Source organism: Aeoliella straminimaris (assembly GCF_024054565.1).
In the GTDB taxonomy this organism is placed as follows: domain Bacteria; phylum Planctomycetota; class Planctomycetia; order Pirellulales; family Lacipirellulaceae; genus Aeoliella; species Aeoliella straminimaris.
The window spans coordinates 45295-62577 of sequence record NZ_JAMXLR010000036.1 but is presented as its reverse complement, the minus strand read 5'-3'; the positions used below and the strand labels follow the sequence as shown (position 1 = coordinate 62577).

Below are 17283 nucleotides of genomic sequence, written 5' to 3'. Positions count from 1 at the left end.
CCTTCTCCGCATCGGCATAGTGAGCGGTCGCCCGTTAGAGCCGTTACTGAGATTATTGTTACGTAATCGGATCATGCTGAAGGCGTCGGTGTCTGGGCGTTTCGAGCAGGAGTTACTTCCCAATCCATCGCTAACTGCACGTATTCTATCTAGGAATCTCAGACGATTTGTGAGAGAGAATTTGTCGTCCAACTGAATTTAAAGGCCTTGCCGTTGTGGTAGCGGCGGGCAATATTCAGCACCCAAGAGTATCTTCGTGTTCTATATAGGCCACGTTGATCTGGGCTCTCCATCGTTCTATTTAGTCGAGCAAATCAGTCATAGGCCGACATCCGCCCTGGCGATCACTGCAGACAGTGCCGTTGAAGCGACTAGCAGACGCGACAGCTGCGCACCGTTGGACTTGGAAGGCTATACGGCCCCCGCGCCCGGTCAGCTGTTCTCGTCAGGTTTGCCAGCATTGGATGCAGCGATATAACGCCAGTGGACTGGCAGGGCCGAAGGACAAGCCAGGGAGGGGTTAGACCCCCTCTGCTGACTGGGGAAGCACAGGCTCGCTTGAAGTAACGCATCGATGCAGGTCCCACTGCCGAGGACGGTGTGTGCACTTTGCGTGGCAAAGATGTTCGGCAAGAACGCAGCGCAGAAGGTTCCCTTAAAGCGAAATAGATCGGTTAGTCACGCTAGAAATGCCTGACTGGGGCTCGCGGAGCTCGACCCCAGCCACCCAGTGTATTGTGAAGACTCTGCGCAATTTGTCGCATCCGGTCCGTGAGTCTTGTAAGCTAGGGGAGCATTCCCGCCCCCCTCACCCCTCAGTTGGAATCGAAATTCCCATGCCTGCATTCTGTCTTCGTATCTTGGCTTGTGTTGCGGTTGGTTTTTCCACGTTCACGGAGGTCCGCGGGCATGAACCGGCGGTGCTCGTCGCCGGCGACGGGCAGTCGTGGTACAAGGGCAACATGCACACTCATTCGCACTGGAGCGATGGCGACGACTACCTGGAGGCGATCGCCATGTGGTATCGCGATCAGGGGTACCAGTTCCTGGTGTTCACCGATCACAACGTATTGGCCGAGACCGAGAAGTGGGTAAAGGTGGCCAAAACCAAGGGAGGAAGGAAGGCCTACGACAAGCTGAAGGAGAAGTTCCCCAACTGGGTGGAGGAGCGTGGCGAGGGCGACGACCTGGAAGTCCGCCTGCGACAGTTCGTCGAAGTGGCCGACCGGTTCAACAACCCGGGTGAGTATCTGTTGGTGCAAGGTGAAGAAATCAGCGACAACCACCACGGTGCGCCGATCCATATGAATGTGCACAACATCCTGGAGAGGATTCCTCCCCAAGGAGGACGCAGCGTGCATGAGACCATCGAGAATAACGTTCGCGCCGTGCAAGCGCAGCGCGAGGCCACGGGGCAGCCGATGATCGTGCATCTGAACCACCCCAACTTCGGCTTCGCCATTACGGCCGAGGACCTGCTCCGCGTGCGGGGCGAAAAGTTCTTCGAGGTCTACAATGGCCACCCCAGCGTGCACAATCACGGCGACGACGAACACCCGGGCACCGAACGCATCTGGGACATTGTGCTGGCTCAACGCATCGGCGCGCTGGGCATGCCCATGATGTACGGGTTGGCCGTGGACGATGGCCACAGCTACCACAACATTCCCAGCCGCGCCAGCGAGCCGGGCCGTGGTTGGGTGGTTGTGTTGGCCAACGAGCTGACACCCGAGGCCCTGATCGAATCGCTCGAGCATGGCCGCTTCTACGCCTCGAGCGGTGTGAAGCTGAAACGCATCGCTACCGATCACGACGGCCTGCAGGTGGAAGTCGACGCTGTGCCGGGTGAGACCTACACCATCGAGTTCGTCGGCACCCGCAGTTCCACCGACCTGGTTGGCCAACCGATCACCGGCGACGACGGCGAGGTGCGCCACGTGACCCATCGCTATTCCGACGGCATCGGCGAAGTGCTAAAGAAGGTGGAAGGCACTTCAGCCAGGTACGATTTCGAAGGCGACGAATACTACGTCCGCGCCCGCATCACCTCCTCGGCCCTGCACCCGAACCCGTCCGACGTGGGCGACCACCAACAGGCGTGGGTGCAACCAAGTTTGGGCCCCGCCGCGCCGGAAGAGGCAGAGCACGTCCATGATTAGACATGAGGGCCCCCCCAGCGTAGCGGCGTAGCCGCAACACTGGGCTGCATTACGACATCCCTTCGGGATAGGCGATTCGGTACGTTTATGAAGCCGAAGGCATTGAGTCTATCAGCGAAGGGTTGCGGCTACGCCGCTACGCTGGAAGGAAGTTGGGGCACGTCCCCCTACTCCGTCAATTCCACGCAGACAATCTCGCTATTATTGCGAGCGAATACGCACCCTTCGGCAAACGCAGGGTGGGTCCAAACCACGTCGCGGCCGAAAGCTTCGCCATCGGGTTCGATGATCTTGTCCTGGGCGAGGATTTCGAACTGCTCTCGCGACAGATCGCAGACCAGCAGCTCGCCTCGTTCGTTGAACAGGAAGTACTTGCCGCTGGGGGTGTGGCGGACCAGGAAACCGGTTCCGTGCCGATCGCCACGTCCGGCGTCGGGGCCGACCAGCACTTCCCGATTTTCCCACAGCCGGTCGCCGGTTGCCGGATCGATAGCCATGAAGTGGCTCGACTCGATGTCGCAGCCGTAGATCACGTCGTCGGCGAAGTAAGGTGGCGCGTTCGAGCAGTAAAGTGCTTCGCGAGGTGAGTTCGACTTCCAGATGATTTTCGGATCGCCCGAGCCGACGCCGTCGATCATCATCGCTTCGCCATAACCGGTGACGAACATCTTCTCACCCATTTTACGGGGCACGGCGATCGACATGCCGTACTTCGGTTGGCTGGGCTTCGACCATTGTTCGGCGCCGTTCTTCGCATCCAGCACGGCGACGCCAGAGGGATAGAAAGCGACGACGCACTTCTTGCCGTTCAAGTCCATGGCGATGGGGGCCGAATAGCCTGGTTCGTTCGAATTGAGCGCCCGCCAGGCTTCCTCGCCGGTGTTCTTATCGAACGCCACGATGGCGGTGCCCTCGCCGCCGACCAAGACGTAGACCAGGTCGCCGATCACCAGGGGGGAGGACGAGTGACCCCAGATGGGAGTCTTGATGCCGAACTTCTTGAGGAAGTTTACCTGCCAAACAATCTCGCCATCGGAGGTGCTGCGGCACACCAGGTCGCCCTCGGCGCCCAGCGTATAGACGTGATCGCCATCCACGCAAGGCGTCGCCCGCGGGCCGCTGGGATAGGAGACGTAATAGTCAACCGGCATGCCCTTGGTCCACAACACCTTGCCACTGGCCGCATCGATGCAGTGCACCCGCTCGTTGCCCTTCAGGGCGATGGGGCGGCCGGGATTATTCTCGATGGTTCCCTCAGTGACCTCGTAGTCGAACAGGTAGACCTTACCATCGGCCACGGCCGGGCCCGAGTACCCAGGGCCGCACGGCACGCGCCACTTGATGTTGAGGTCGCCCTCGCCAAAGGAAGTTTTGATGCCCGGGGCATTCCACTCGCTGGCGCTATCGGGCCCCAACCACTGCGGCCAGTCCTCGGCCGAGGCGATGGCCGAAAGTGAAACGAGAAAAAGCACAAAGCCTAGCAGGTACCGGGACATGAAACCGTCTCCAGGGGTAAAAGGGACCAAGCGGTATTGTTGGACCTGTTCCGCCAGTTGTCAAAGCTGCGAGAGCTGCCAGCCTGGTCGCATTTGGCCCTTTTGCCAGTTTGCCCCACTTGACTTTAGTTCACTACTGCGTACCGTAAACGTCGGTGCGGATGTGGAATTACGATGGTATGGCTAGTCGCTTCGGGTCCGCAGCGGCGGCGCGTCATCGCTTTTCGGTTAGCGAATTCCTCCTGGTCCCTGCATGCCAGCCCAACCCAAGCACCATTCTGTTGATCCCGCCTCGACGTGCGCCGTCACGCCTTCGCATACTTTGCGCCAGGCCACGGCCTCGGCCCACCATTCGGTGGAGCAGGCGTCGTCTTGGACCGACATCTTTGCCTCGCTGGACAGTTATACCGCCTTCCTGGGTCGCCTGCGGTCTCTGATAGCGGCCGCCGAGTCGGCCGTCGAGCCCCATCTCGCCGGAGCCGGCCCCTGGGTGCAAGTTCGCCGGCGGTCGTCCTGGATCGAGGAAGACCTGCGGTGTTTGTCGGGGCTGGAACCCTCGGCGGACAAGCGGCATGGCGACGGCTACGACTTCGACTGGGTCACCTCGCCGGCCCAGGCAGCGGGAGTTTGCTATGTGCTGGAGGGTTCGGCCCTGGGCGGTGTGCACCTCGCCCGCCAGGCGCAGCAGTTGCTGGGGCTCGAGGCTGAGGGTACTCGCTATCTGGCGGGCAATGGCTCTCAAACGGCCGCCGTTTGGAAACAAGTGACCGATTGGCTCAACCGGTTGCTCATCGAGCCGAAGGACCAACTGAGTTCGCAACAGGCGGCCAACGCAACGTTCGCAGAGTACGAATTGGTAGTGAGGGCAAGGGATTGAGTGAAATCACGAACATGGAAGTCGACCTCACGAACTGCGATCGTGAGCCGATACATCTGGCGGGGGCCATCCAATCGCATGGCTGCCTGCTGGCGTTTGACTCTGCATCGCTCCAATTGCAGCATTGGTCAGCCAATGCCGCCGAATGGACGGGAATTCAGCCATCGCCTGGGACCCCGCTCGACGCCTATTTTGCGGCCGAGAGCAGCGAGCAACTCCGCGCCGTGATCCGCGAGCCGCATCCGCTCACGCACCCCATGCGGCTGACACTGTCGAATGCCGCCAAAGAGCAACGCATGTCGGCCATTGCCCACTGCTATCAGGGACTGTTGATCGTCGAGTTCGAGAGTACCCGCACCACCGAAGACCGTGCCCAGACGTTGTTCAGCCTGCCACTGCTCATGGCCCGGGCCAACCATCGGTTGCAGGCGTGCAGGACCACCACACAGCTGCATTCGGAGATCGCCCGGCAGGTACGCAGAATAAGTGGCTTCGATCGGGTGATGGTCTACCAATTTCTGGACGACGGTCATGGCGCCGTGGTGGGCGAGGACGTGGATGCCCGCTTCGAACCGTTTTTGGGGCTGCACTACCCGGCCACCGATGTGCCCGCCCAGGCTCGACGGTTATATCTGCTGAACACGGTTCGCTCGATCGCCGACGTAAACTCGCACAATGTCCCCATGGAGCCACCGCTCACGCCGGCGACCGGCGAGCCGCTCGATCTGAGCTTCTGCCACTTCCGCGCGGTCTCGCCGATTCACATCGAATACCTGCAAAACATGGGCGTGGCCGCTTCGATGAGCATCTCCATCGTGGCCGCTGGCGAGCTGTGGGGACTGATCGCTTGTCATCACTACAGTCCCCGAGCCCTGTCGTTCGAGCAACGCTCGGCCTGCGAGGTACTGGGCGTGATGGCCTCGTCCTATCTGCTGACCCGCGAGCAGCAGGCGAAGAACGACCTGATTGCCTCCCGCCAGAAACTGTACGCCGGCGTGCTAAACACCATTGCCGAGTCGCCCAGTGTTCACCAAGGTATCGAGATGGCCGCCCAGCGCATGCAGAAACTGGTGGCCGCCGACGGGGTGGCCATGCTGTGGGGCGAGGAAGTGGGCATCTGGGGACACTCGGTCTCTCCTGACGGAGTGCGTCAGATTGTTGCCCAGGCTCAGGCCGGTGGTGTCTGGAGCACCAATAGCCTGGCCGAATCGCTGCCCGAGGTCGATCTCGGCGACAGTGGCGTGTGTGGCTGCCTGCTGATGCCCATCCAGCCCGACGAAGGACAGTACCTGATGTTCTTCCGGCGCGAGTACGCGCATGAGGTTTCGTGGGCGGGCGATCCCCATAAACCGGCCACGCAAACCGAAGAGGGAGTGCGACTTTCGCCGCGGCAGTCGTTCGCACTCTGGAAAGAAAACGTAACCGGGCGTTCGCGGCAGTGGTCGGAAGCCGACACCGAAATGGCCACCGAGCTCCGCGGCGGGGTCATCGAGCTGCTCGGACGCCGGGCCGCCGAACTCACGCGACTCAACCAGGAACTGAGCCGCCTGAACGCCGATCTCGATTCGTTTGCCTACGCCGCCTCGCACGACCTGCGGGAGCCCCTGCGCGGCGTGCGGCAGATCGTCTACTTTCTGCGGCAGGAACTCGCCGAGGACAACAACCAGAAGGCGGAACCCCGTCTTGTGGCCCTGGAGCGGCAGGTCGCTCGCATGTCCGAGCTAATCGATGGCCTATTGCGGCTGTCGCGCGCGGGCCGGGGGGATCTGGAGGTGGTGCCGTTCACGCTCGAGGAAGTTGCTCGTGAGGCTTACGAGATGGTCGTCGAGCCACCACACAGGGAGACGGTCGTGTTGCAGGTCGATCCGGCTGTGACGCTGCGGGGAGATTATATTTGCGTCCGCGAGCTGCTGCTGAATCTGACCTCCAACGCGCTTAAGTACAACGATAACCCGAAGAAAACCATCGAAGTGGGAATAGCGGAGCCTCCCGGGCAGGGTTCGAAGAAGCCCTCGCAGTCGGTGCCGGTCTATTACGTCCGGGACAACGGTATAGGAATTGCTAACGAGCACTTGGAGGAGGTCTTTCAGATCTTCCGCCGACTGCATGCACCCGACCAATACGGCGGCGGATCGGGGGCTGGATTAGCAATCGTAAAAAAGGTCGTCGAACGTCATGGAGGGCGAGTTTGGCTGGAGTCGCAGGTCGGCACCGGTACTACCGTCTTCTTTACCCTGTCCCCCCTCCAGCTATGACTACCAATCAATGTGTCCTGTTCCTGGAAGATTCGGACCTGGATTTCGAGCTGGCCGCCGCAGCCATCCAAAAAACCCGTCCGGCCCTGCAGGTGGGGCGAGTCAAACAGTGCAGTGAGATGCCGCCGCGTCCCTGCGAAGTGTCGCAATTGGTTGTCCTGGATATCCATCTACCCGACGGCAGCGGACTCGATCTGATTCCCCAACTGCTGAAGGAATGCGGCGGGCCGAGCTTCACGTTGGTGGTATTCAGCACCTCCACGAGCCCCTCCGATCGTGTGCAGGCCCTGGAGTTAGGGGCTCGCAGCTTCTACGTCAAACCTCAAGAACCCGACCAGTTTGTCCTGCTGGTCCAGACAATGGTTGAATCCTACCTACCCGAGTAATTTGAGATTCCCGCAAGGTGGTAGGCCGGGCGCCATCGGTTGTTCGATGAGGACTCCCCAAGCCAGGCGACTGTAGGGGGCAGATGTTTTGGAAGCATGACGCGACACGTTTTGGTAATTGACGATAGTCCCGAAGATCGCGAGTCGATCGTCGTTGCGCTGCGCGGCGACTCCACTATCCGGCATACGATCGTCCAAGCGACCAATGGCACCGCGGGGCTCGAGGCACTGCGCGACCCTGCCCAAAGCTTCGATCTAGTCGTGCTTGACTACCGCTTGCCGGACATGAATGCTGAACAGTTTCTCAGGAAGCTGGGCGTGCCGGATGAAGTGCCCAATGTGCCAATTGTACTGCTCACCGGCAGTATGACCCCCGAATCGGTCTCGGACATCGTCACCCGCGGCGTGCAAGACTTCTTTTCAAAGTCGGCCGTCACCGCGGACATGCTGCCTCGCATTGCCCGCAACGCCATCCATCGTCACAAGCTGATGCGCGATCTGGTGCTGAGCGAGCGGCGCGCGGAAGAAGCCCGGGTGCAGGCCGAGCAAGCCAACCGCGCAAAGAGCCAGTTTCTCACCACCATCAGCCACGAGCTGCGCACCCCGCTGACCGCCATCCTGGGATTTACCGAGCTGCTGCAGCGAGATCTGGGCGATAGCCTGGAAGAAGAGCGGCGCGAGATGCTGGAGATGGTGGTCCAGAGTGGTAAGCATCTGGCGGATCTATTGAACGACTTGATCGATATCGCCAAGGTCGAAGCGGGTACGCTGCACTTTGAACCGCAGGCGCACAATGTGCGAAAACTGGTTGGCTCCGTCTGCGACTTGATGAGCCTGCGGGCTGGCGAGAAGCACTTGCGACTGCATTCGAAGGTGGAAGAGGCGGTCCCCAATCGCGTGCTGATCGATCCTATTCGCATCCGTCAGATCCTGGTCAATCTGCTGGGCAACGCAGTGAAGTACACCTCCGAGGGCTTGATTGACATCGATGTCAGCTACAGCTCGCAGAAAGAAGTGCTTTGCTTCCGCGTAAAGGATACCGGGTGTGGCATCTCCGACGATCTGAGATCGAAGCTGTTCGAGCCATTCGTACAGGGGCAGCAGCGCGAGGGCGAGCAACTCACGGGGGCCGGCTTGGGGTTGGCTATCAGCCATCAACTGGCGGTGATGATGGGGGGCTCGCTGTCGGTGGAACAAACGTCGCCCCAGGGAACGACCTTTGCCCTGGTGATTCCGGCCGAGGATTGCACCGCCCGGGCCACCAACGATGTTTCGACCACACCGTTGTGGGCTCGTGAAGAAGAACCAACGCTCGACTTGTCCAGCAAGCTGGTCCTGCTGGCCGAAGACACCCGCGCCAACCAAGTGCTGCTGACCAAGCTGCTTAACGAACTGGGGGCGACGGTCGACCTGGCCACCAACGGACAGGACGCCTTGGATCGTGTGGAAGAGTCGGCTGCCGGCGATCCCTACGACCTGGTTTTGATGGATATCCAAATGCCGGTAATGGATGGCTTGGAGGCCACCCGGCGGCTTCGCGCTCATGGCTTCATGGGACCGATCGTCGCCATCACGGCCGCCGCCCTGAAAGGCGACGCCGACCGCTGCCGCACCGCCGGCTGCGACGAAGTGGTCACCAAGCCCATCGATATCGCCAATCTACATCGCCGACTGGCCAGCGCGATGGCGGGCATCGCTCGCGGGGGCTAACCGCACGGCGGACGGTACACCAAAGCTGCAAACGCCCTAATCCGGCCACTGCCATAACGCCTCTAGCGCCAAGGCGGGGTCTCTCTCCGGTTGGTACTGGTGGCCTGCGCTCTTCTGTGCGGGACGTTCTTTTTTTTTGGCAAATTGTGTGTCTCTGCACTTGTCGAACGCCGGGGCGTGGCAATAGTCTCCTGAACCGTGCCCAGAGGCGAGTTCTCTGGAGATGGTTTTGTCTCATGGACGGCTGCAAGTCTACTGAAAAGAGCGTTTTCGAAGCTGGTGCATCAGGCATCAAAGCGCTCCAGCCCAACTCGATTCACCGAGCTGACGTGCGGCGAACATGCTGCGCACCGAGATTTTCACCACTAACGTTCAGGAGCTAAATGATGAGGTACGCTTTCTTTTGTGCCGCCGCCTGCATTCTGGTAATGAGTCAGGCGGCCGAAGCCAACTCGCTCGTCGTCGGGGGGCGCACTAACGTCAATCTCGATTTCGATACACTCGAGTCGGCAGCCAGCCTGACGCTGTCGAGCACCGCGGGCACGGTGGCGGCCGATCCCTCCTACGCCGTTGCCTTCGGCATCAATCCGCGAGACGGAAGTCTGCCAACTACCTTCGAGTACGATCCGGCAACATTCCCCGCCTTGGGAAGCTTCGCCGGCACCATCGAGCATACTGGCACCGTATCCTTTAACAGCGACACCGTGACCGTGGGCGATTTCACCATTGGCTTTGATGCTGCACGCGCCGGTGGCTTTGACGGGGCAGCCAGTGGATTCTATGTCGAGAGCACCACTGGCATTCCTGCTATTCTGTTCGACTTCGAAGTCGACACGATGAATCCACCGATTGTGCTTGATGAGTCGCTTACCGTGGCGGGGAACCTGCTCGTCTCCAACGAGTTCGGCACGTTTCTCTTGGATCAAGGTCTTTCGTCGGCCAACCTTGCGGGAGCACCGGTCGGTTCAGCCCTGATTGAAGCCACCGCGATTCCCGAACCATCGAGTGTGGCCCTAGGCTCCGCGGGAATTCTGGGAATGTTGGCAGTCGTACGTAGTAAACGGAAATAGGTTCCCGCTCCAGCACAAGTAAAGTTGCTCTCGGCCGGCGTTTCCCTAAGGATACGCCGGCCGATTTTCGTTGGTGCTTTCGTTGTCTCCGGTGAAGTCTCGCATACTACCGGCTTCTGGGCAGATGGTGATAAAGTAGGAACCTTACCTTCGCGCTCACCATTTCCGGATTGTGGTCCCGTCCGAAGCCGCACACATGCATATCGACGAGAACCCCTACAGTTCCCCCAGCGCCACTCCGCAAGCAGGGCACCACGAGCGCTCCATTGAGTGGCAGCTGTCTGTGGCCAAAGCCCTGCGGCTGGAGCCGTGGGCCGTGGCCTGCCATGTCCTTTGCCCTGTGCTGAACTTCGTTGCTCTGCAACTGGCGGAGACCAAATGGGAGTTCGCCATCGGTGCGTTGATGGGTGCCGGGTGGGGCCTGGCCTTGGTGTACAGCGGATGGTTTGCAGGGCATCTCTATGGATGGCTGTTGGGCGTCCTGCTCGCGTTTCTCTCAGCGTTTCCGATGGTCGGTCTTCTGGCGTTATGGCTGTTCGACCGCCGTGCCCGGCGCGAATTGCAAGTCTGCGGATGGCGGGTACGGTGGTTCACTGCCCAACTGCCTGAGGATTCGCGGTAGAATGCATGGCGTCCGCCGCAATGGCGTATTCGTGGTTTTGAAGCCTCATAGATCCAAATTGGAAGCCAACTCGCCCGACAACCCGTACGCCTCGCCGGAAAAGCTTGGCAGCGCCTCGCGGCCGACCGAGCGACGCCGCTGGTTGCTCACCACGAAGCTTGCTCTCTGGTCGCTAGCATTCTTCGTGCTCACCTGCGCGTCGGTGCAGGCGGGTTTCGTTCACTACCACTACCTCCAGCGCGGTTTCGACTACCGCAATGGAGACAGCCGCGAACTCGCTCGGCTTACCGAGTCGGCCATCTACTGGTTGATCCCCGCTCTTGGTTGCCTGCTGGCTAGCTTCCTGCTGGGCATCGCGGCGATAGGGTCGTTTCTGCTCAAATTGTTCCGCTAGTGGCAAATTACCCGGGATTTCGCCCATTCTGCCAAGCCCCCTGGCCATGGTATATTGAGGGGCTATGCGTTCGGGCTCGCCGTGCGCTTTGGCCTTCTGGCTCGGCACTGCCGAGCTCGGGGACAAGCCGGTTCGCGAGCCTCCCCCCCGCCCTGACCTCTGGCCACCAGCCTCCGCTGCTACCTTTATGGACCCGAAGTACATTCGCAACTTTTCAATCATCGCCCACATCGACCATGGGAAAAGCACGCTCGCCGATCGCCTGCTGGAGGTGACCGGTACCGTCAGCCTGCGGGAGATGAAGGAACAACTGCTCGACGACATGGATCTCGAGCGGCAGCGCGGCATTACGATTAAGGCCAATTCGGTCTCGATGCGCGTCAAGCACGAGGGCCAGGAGTACGAGCTGAACCTGATCGACACGCCGGGCCACGTCGACTTTCAGTACGAAGTCTCGCGGTCGCTTACCTGTTGCGAGGGCGCGCTGCTGCTAGTGGATGCGTTCCAGGGGGTCGAAGCCCAAACTGTGGCCAACGCCTACAACGCCATTGAGCACGATCTGGAGATCGTGCCGGTGCTCAACAAGATCGACCTCACGCACGCCCGGCCCGACGAGGTGAAGGAAGAGATCGAGCACACGCTGGGTCTCGACGCTACCGAGGCGATCGGATGTAGCGCGAAAACCGGCCTCAACTGCGACCAGGTGATCAAGGCGGTAATCGATCGCATTCCGCCGCCCACTGGCGATCCCAAAGCGCCGCTGCAGGCGATGGTGTTCGATAGCGTGTACGACGAGTTCCGCGGTGCGATTATCTTCGTCCGCGTGATGAACGGCACCGTCAAGAAGGGCGCCCGCATCAAGTTCCTGCAGGCGGGCACCGAACACGACGTCGTGGAGCTTGGGCAAAAGACTCCCAAACGCACCGCCAAGCCGAGCCTGTCGGCCGGACAGGTGGGCTACATGGTGTGCAATATCAAGTCGCTGGGGCAGGTGCACATTGGCGACACCGTGACCGTCGCCCGTGGCGAGCAAGCCAAAGCACTGCCGGGCTACGAAGAACCGAAGCGCATGGTGTTCTGCGGCCTGTACCCGTCCGACGGTCAGGATTTCGAAACCTTGCGCGAGGCGCTCGGCAAGCTGCAGGTGAATGACCCAAGTTTCGTGTTCGAGCCTGAGACCTCGGACGCGCTCGGCTTCGGTTTTCGCTGCGGTTTCCTGGGCCTGTTGCATATGGAAATCGTGCAGCAGCGTCTGGAGCAGGAAGCCGATATCGATCTGGTGCAGACCGCGCCCAATGTGACGTACAAGATTCAGAAAAAAGATGGCGAGTGGCTCGAGGTTCACACCCCCACCCGCGTGCCGGAGATGGGCGAGATCGAAGAGTTTCAGCAGCCGATCGTGCGGGTGAGCTTCGTGATGCCGGCCGAGTACGTGGGTGGCATCATGAAACTGTGTGCCGACCGCCGCGGCATCTTCGTGCGGCAGGAGTACCTGAGCCCCACCCGCGTGATGCTGGTGTACGACATCGCCCTGGCGGAAGTCGTGTACGACCTGCACGACAAGCTCAAGAGCACCACCAAGGGCTACGGCACCATGGACTACGAGCTGCGTGGCTACGAGCCGGGCGACCTGGTGCGTATGGACATCCTGGTGAAGAACGAACGGGTCGACGCGCTGTCGATCGTCTGCGACCGACGCGACGCCGATACCCGCGGCCGCGCGGTGATCAAGAAGCTCAAACAGGAAATCCCCCGCCACATGTTCGAAGTGGCCCTGCAAGCGGCCATCGGCACCCGCATCATCGCCCGCGAAACGATCAGCGCGATGCGGAAGAACGTGACGGCCAAGTGCTACGGTGGAGACATCAGCCGGAAGCGGAAGCTGTGGGAAAAGCAGAAGGAAGGCAAGAAGCGAATGAAGTCGATCGGCCAGGTCGACATCCCGCAGAAAGCATTCCTGGCGGTGCTGGAGACCGGCGAAGAAGAGGGTGGCGTGAAGTCGCGGTAGCTGCGTTCTGGGGATTGAGATTCCAGGGATTCAGCTCTAGCCGCCGACCTACGTGTCGGCGGAATGGTATAATAAGACAGGTACCAAATTCACACGGAGCCTGCTGACATGCAATCAGTGAAGATCGTCTACTGGGAAGAAGATGGCGGGTGGCTCGGCTATCTGTGCGATTATCCGGATTACCGGACGCAGGGAGACACGCTGGACGATTTGCGTGAGCATCTAAAGGACCTCTATTTGGATATTTCCAGCGGCCAGCTGCAGGGCATCCGAAAGGTCGATGATTTGGTGATCTCGTGAAGCGGTCGACCTCATTCGGGCTATCGAGAAGCTAGGCTGCAAGTTCGTGCGCCATGGCGGGAAGCACGATTGGTATCGCAATCCAAATACAGGTGTCTCGCAGCCAGTGCCACGGCATCGGGAGATCAAAGAAACACTCGCCAAGCACATTCTCAAGAAGCTGAGCAATGAGTGAGGGCGGCGTGAAGTCGCGGTGGACTCTTCCAGTTACCGCATGCAATTCGCTCCGACCAAGCTTGGTCGGGGCAATATGAAAATCTCATTCGCGCTGACCGCGGTTAAATCCCGGTCGCAGTGCAGTGCTGGGTGACAACTCGCCTCACTCTTTAGACTCTTTGCTCAACTCTTCGGCGACACGCTCGAACGCCTTCTCCAATCGATCGGCCGGCACCCGCATAAAGCTGATATAAATCACCACCACATTATCGCCGTCTTCGGTGAGTTGAATGCTGAATTTGTCGTCTTCGTTCCGCCACAGTCCCATATCGGGCATCTTGGCAAAGTCCTCCATTTCCCACTTGCCGTATTCCTTGTTCAATAGCTTACGAACAGTCTCCAGACCCAACTTTAGCGGGTAGCGAACCGTCGAGGCGTAATAGGTGCCATTGTCGTCGATGTCGAGAAACACGCTTTCCGGCGCAATGGCTCCCTTCGCAGCCTTCTGGAGCACCACGATCGGCTCATCGGCGGACTTGCCGAACACCTTGGTGTTGAGCAAACGCAGAGCGGGTTGCGGTGCCGCTTCTCTGTTAGCGGGTGCTACTTCGTCCGCGAGCAGGGCTGACGTGAACAAAGTACCAAGTAGGCAGGTAGCGATGGTTAAGCTTCGGAAAGAGTGGTGCATTCTCAATAGGACCTCTTTGTAGGAGTTAGATTGAGAGAGTTTGGACATCGTTCTTCTAGCCGGAACTTCTGTAGTCCGTCGCGATCCTTGCTGCAATTGAGGAGATCCTCATGTGAATATACCCCAAAACGCCCAGGCGAGAGAACAAAAAAGCCCAGGGAGGAATTTGCTGCCAGCCACCACACCTCCTTAGAATAGTTGGATCTCACGTTCGCCGTGTTCTCTCCTTTCTGATCAGGCAGGTCTTGGGCTATGAAGTTCCTTCCGCTAGTGCTTTTGGCAAGTTGCCTCCTCTCACTCTCTGCGCAGGCCGCCGAATACTACGTCGACCCGGTGGCTGGCTCACCGGATGGCGATGGAAGCAGCGAAGCGCCTTGGCAAAGCTTGCAGCAGGTGGTCGACCGAAGGTTGATCGAGTCGCAGCGATGGGAGTCGCTGCCGCCGAGTCCGGACACAGCGCTGGTCGCACGAAACCCCGAGGCGCCCATCCAGTCAGGCGACACTATCTGGCTCAAAAGCGGTGACCACGGTGCGCTGTCGATCCGCGGCTACTACAACCAGTCGCCCATTACCATCGCCGCGGCCGAGGGAGCGCAACCGGTGTTTACGAGCATCGCAATCACGTCCGGCAGCAACTGGCACTTGAAGGGCCTCACCGTGCGGCCGAAGCTGGGAGCCGAGAACAAGCCACGGCATCTGATTGGTCTTCGTTCGCACGGACACCACGGCCTGATCCGCGACATCGTCGTGGAGGATTGCGACCTGTCGTCGACCGACGACGTGTCGGGCTGGTCGCGTGAGGATTGGAACACGCTGCCCTCCAGTGGCATTCAGGTCGATGGCACCAAGGTCATCGTGCGGAACAACCGGGTGCGGAACGTCAACTTCGGCATATCGGTGGCCGCCAGTCACGCGCTGGTTGAGCACAACCTGGTGGAGAACTTCGCTGGCGATGGTCTCCGCGGCCTCGGCGACCACTCGGTGTTTCAGTACAACACCGTGAAAAACTGCTACGACGTCAACGACAACCACGACGACGGCTTCCAAAGCTGGTCGACGGGCCCCGAAGGGCCGGGCAGCGGCAAAGTAGTGGGCCTGGTGCTGCGGGGCAACACGATCATCAACTTCGAAGACCCCAGCCAGCCGTTTCGCGGCTCGCTGCAGGGCATCGGTTGCTTCGATGGTATGTTCGAAGATTGGGTGATCGAGAACAACGTGGTAATCGTCGACACCTGGCATGGCATCACCCTGCTGGGGGCGACCAACTGCTCGATCGTCAACAACACGGTGATCGACCAGGCGGCCGGGCGGCCCGGCCCCACTTGGATTCAGATTGGCGATCACAAGAAGGGTACCCCGTCGCAGGGTAACCTCGTCCGCAATAACCTGGTAGCCAGCATCCGCGTAGCGGACCGGGCCACTAACCAGATTGATCACAATCTAGTTACGAAGGACCCGGCGGCAGAGGTTGTAGACCTGGAGAAGTTCGACCTGCGTCCCGTGGCAAGCTCTGAAGCCGTCGATGCCGGCTCGGCGGATCATGCGCCGAAGCTGGATCGAGACCGGAACCAGCGTCCACAAGGTGGTGGAGTCGACATCGGTGCTTACGAACTGCCGGCGTCGGGCGGGGACGAGGAGTAGTGGCCACCGGTAAAAAAAGCCCCGACCAAGTCTGGTCGGGGCTCGTTGGATAGCAATGGCTGTTGAAGTGCTCAGTCTCGCCATTCGAGCGACGAGAAACGCTCGTGGGCGGCCCGCTCCAGGTCCTCGCGGTGGTCGGGGTGGGCAACGTTGATCAGTGCCTTGGCCCGTTGGCGGAGGTTTTTGCCGTACAGGTAGGCGACACCATTTTCGGTGACCACGTAGTGGACGTGGGCACGCGTCGTGACGACGCCGGCGCCCAGTTTGAGCATCGCACTGATGCGCGACTCGCCGCGGCGGGTGACCGATGGCAGGGCGATGATGGGCTTACCGCCCGGCGACAGCGCGGCACCGCGGATGAAGTCCATCTGACCGCCAACGCCCGAATAGATCCGCGGGCCGATCGAGTCGGCACACACCTGTCCGGTGAGGTCGACCTCGATCGCACTGTTGATGGCCGTAACCTTGGGGTGGCGGCGGATGACGGCCGTGTCGTTGACGTAGCTGGCCTCGAGCATTTCGACCGAGGGATTGTCGTCGATGAAGTCGTAGACCTTCTGGCTGCCGATGCAGAACGAGCCGACCACTTTGCCGATTTGTCGCGCCTTACGAGCGCCGTTGATCACGCCGCTCTTCACCAGGTCGACCACGCCATCGGAAAACATCTCGGAGTGGATGCCCAAGTTCTTGTGGTTCTTCAGCGCGGCCAGCACGGCGTCGGGAATCGCACCGATGCCCAACTGCAGCGTGGCGCCGTCTTCCACCAACTCGGCCACGTGCTTGCCGATAGCCGTCTCGACGGCCGAAGCCGCCGGGATCGTGTGCTCATGCAGCGGCTCGTCGTGTTCGACGGCGAAGTCGATGTTCGACACGTGCACCAGGCCGTGTCCATGAGTCCGCGGCATATGCTTGTTGATCTGGGCGACCACCACCTTGGCCGAGTCGGCCGCAGCCCGCGAGGCATCCACCGAAACGCCCAGCGAGCAGAAGCCGTGGCTGTCGGGTGGCGAGACGTGAATCAGGGCCACGTCCAAGGGCAGCCCTCCGCTGCGGAGCAGTTTGGGGACTTCGCTGAGGAAGATGGGAATGTAGTCGGCATAGCCTTCGTTCACGGCGGGGCGGACGTTGGCACCCACGAAGAACGAATTGGAATAGATATTTCCCTGCAGATCGGGAGCCGAGTATGGAGCCGGTCCTTCGGTATGCAGATGGATGGTCTCGACGTTCTGGACGTCCATGGCTCGGCGGCCGAGTGCCTGGACCAGCGATTGAGGGGCGGCCGCCGCGGTGTGGATGAACACACGGTGGCCTGATTCGACAACTTTGAGCGCTTCGTCGGGAGTAGTGATTTTCACGAAAGGGACCTCTTCTGGCTCACCCAATTGCCAATGTTCCGATCAGCGAGTCGCGGGCTGCGTCGCTTTGAACTGGAGAACGAGTTTGGGATTGAAGGGAACAACTGGCGCGGGAATTGATGGATGCGGACGGCGGAAAGGAAGAAGTTGGAGCCGACAAGAGGCC

Annotated in this window: 15 protein-coding genes; 12 read left to right on the top strand and 3 right to left on the bottom strand. The window is 60.3% G+C overall.

Annotated elements, in window-relative coordinates; translation table 11 throughout:
- Positions 1–836 precede the first annotated feature (836 nt).
- Positions 837–2159 carry a CehA/McbA family metallohydrolase domain-containing protein gene (locus NG895_RS09670; RefSeq protein ID WP_252852281.1) on the top strand — a complete coding sequence of 441 codons (1323 nt, stop codon included), beginning with the start codon at positions 837–839 and terminating at the stop codon, positions 2157–2159.
- Between the two features lie 167 nt (positions 2160–2326).
- Here NG895_RS09670 and NG895_RS09665 read toward each other — a convergent pair whose 3' ends face one another.
- Positions 2327–3655, bottom strand: coding sequence for a PQQ-binding-like beta-propeller repeat protein (locus NG895_RS09665; RefSeq protein ID WP_252852280.1), 1329 nt, complete (start codon positions 3653–3655; stop codon positions 2327–2329).
- A gap of 253 nt (positions 3656–3908) precedes the next feature.
- Between NG895_RS09665 and NG895_RS09660 the strand changes: the two genes are divergently transcribed.
- From NG895_RS09660 to NG895_RS30865, 10 genes are all read left to right on the top strand, one after another.
- On the top strand, positions 3909–4532 hold the full coding sequence (locus NG895_RS09660) for a biliverdin-producing heme oxygenase (protein WP_252852279.1): 624 nt from the start codon (positions 3909–3911) through the stop codon (positions 4530–4532).
- Positions 4533–4546: 14 nt separating this feature from the next.
- Complete coding sequence (locus NG895_RS09655; protein ID WP_252852278.1) at positions 4547–6787, top strand: ATP-binding protein; 2241 nt, start codon at positions 4547–4549, stop codon at positions 6785–6787.
- A complete protein-coding gene (locus NG895_RS09650; RefSeq protein ID WP_252852277.1) occupies positions 6784–7173 on the top strand; it encodes a response regulator in 390 nt (129 codons plus the stop codon). The genes NG895_RS09655 and NG895_RS09650 overlap by 4 nt, the downstream gene beginning before the upstream one ends.
- A gap of 96 nt (positions 7174–7269) precedes the next feature.
- The gene (locus NG895_RS09645; protein WP_252852276.1) at positions 7270–8883 is read left to right on the top strand and encodes a hybrid sensor histidine kinase/response regulator; all 1614 of its coding nucleotides are present in this window, start codon (positions 7270–7272) and stop codon (positions 8881–8883) included.
- A 386-nt stretch (positions 8884–9269) separates the two neighbouring features.
- Positions 9270–9953, top strand: coding sequence for a hypothetical protein (locus tag NG895_RS09640; protein WP_252852275.1), 684 nt, complete (start codon positions 9270–9272; stop codon positions 9951–9953).
- A 196-nt stretch (positions 9954–10149) separates the two neighbouring features.
- Positions 10150–10575 carry a hypothetical protein gene (locus NG895_RS09635; RefSeq protein ID WP_252852274.1) on the top strand — a complete coding sequence of 142 codons (426 nt, stop codon included), beginning with the start codon at positions 10150–10152 and terminating at the stop codon, positions 10573–10575.
- Between the two features lie 58 nt (positions 10576–10633).
- Complete coding sequence (locus NG895_RS09630; protein WP_252852273.1) at positions 10634–10969, top strand: hypothetical protein; 336 nt, start codon at positions 10634–10636, stop codon at positions 10967–10969.
- Between the two features lie 187 nt (positions 10970–11156).
- Positions 11157–12977, top strand: a complete 1821-nt coding sequence (lepA, locus tag NG895_RS09625; protein ID WP_252852272.1) for a translation elongation factor 4 — start codon at positions 11157–11159, stop codon at positions 12975–12977.
- Positions 12978–13085: 108 nt separating this feature from the next.
- Complete coding sequence (locus NG895_RS09620; RefSeq protein WP_252852271.1) at positions 13086–13277, top strand: type II toxin-antitoxin system HicB family antitoxin; 192 nt, start codon at positions 13086–13088, stop codon at positions 13275–13277.
- A gap of 13 nt (positions 13278–13290) precedes the next feature.
- Positions 13291–13452, top strand: a complete 162-nt coding sequence (locus NG895_RS30865) for a type II toxin-antitoxin system HicA family toxin (protein ID WP_425267219.1) — start codon at positions 13291–13293, stop codon at positions 13450–13452.
- A gap of 144 nt (positions 13453–13596) precedes the next feature.
- On the opposite strand, the gene NG895_RS09615 is transcribed toward NG895_RS30865, so the two are convergent.
- Positions 13597–14070 carry a hypothetical protein gene (locus NG895_RS09615; RefSeq protein ID WP_252852270.1) on the bottom strand — a complete coding sequence of 158 codons (474 nt, stop codon included), beginning with the start codon at positions 14068–14070 and terminating at the stop codon, positions 13597–13599.
- A gap of 303 nt (positions 14071–14373) precedes the next feature.
- Here NG895_RS09615 and NG895_RS09610 point away from each other — a divergent pair, with 303 nt between their 5' ends.
- On the top strand, positions 14374–15762 hold the full coding sequence (locus NG895_RS09610) for a right-handed parallel beta-helix repeat-containing protein (RefSeq protein WP_252852269.1): 1389 nt from the start codon (positions 14374–14376) through the stop codon (positions 15760–15762).
- A gap of 71 nt (positions 15763–15833) precedes the next feature.
- Here the strand turns inward: NG895_RS09610 and NG895_RS09605 are convergent, their stop codons facing one another.
- On the bottom strand, positions 15834–17117 hold the full coding sequence (locus NG895_RS09605; protein ID WP_252852268.1) for an acetyl-CoA hydrolase/transferase family protein: 1284 nt from the start codon (positions 17115–17117) through the stop codon (positions 15834–15836).
- Positions 17118–17283 lie beyond the last annotated feature (166 nt).

Coding starts and splice junctions, on each gene's coding strand:
- NG895_RS09610 (WP_252852269.1), top strand. CDS start 14,374: ATGAAGTTCCTTCCGCTAGTGCTTTTGGCAAGTTGCCTCCTCTCACTC.
- NG895_RS09670 (WP_252852281.1), top strand. CDS start 837: ATGCCTGCATTCTGTCTTCGTATCTTGGCTTGTGTTGCGGTTGGTTTT.
- NG895_RS09665 (WP_252852280.1), bottom strand. CDS start 3,655: ATGTCCCGGTACCTGCTAGGCTTTGTGCTTTTTCTCGTTTCACTTTCG.
- NG895_RS09620 (WP_252852271.1), top strand. CDS start 13,086: ATGCAATCAGTGAAGATCGTCTACTGGGAAGAAGATGGCGGGTGGCTC.
- NG895_RS09660 (WP_252852279.1), top strand. CDS start 3,909: ATGCCAGCCCAACCCAAGCACCATTCTGTTGATCCCGCCTCGACGTGC.
- NG895_RS09645 (WP_252852276.1), top strand. CDS start 7,270: ATGACGCGACACGTTTTGGTAATTGACGATAGTCCCGAAGATCGCGAG.
- NG895_RS09650 (WP_252852277.1), top strand. CDS start 6,784: ATGACTACCAATCAATGTGTCCTGTTCCTGGAAGATTCGGACCTGGAT.
- NG895_RS09635 (WP_252852274.1), top strand. CDS start 10,150: ATGCATATCGACGAGAACCCCTACAGTTCCCCCAGCGCCACTCCGCAA.
- lepA (WP_252852272.1), top strand. CDS start 11,157: ATGGACCCGAAGTACATTCGCAACTTTTCAATCATCGCCCACATCGAC.
- NG895_RS09640 (WP_252852275.1), top strand. CDS start 9,270: ATGAGGTACGCTTTCTTTTGTGCCGCCGCCTGCATTCTGGTAATGAGT.
- NG895_RS09655 (WP_252852278.1), top strand. CDS start 4,547: ATGGAAGTCGACCTCACGAACTGCGATCGTGAGCCGATACATCTGGCG.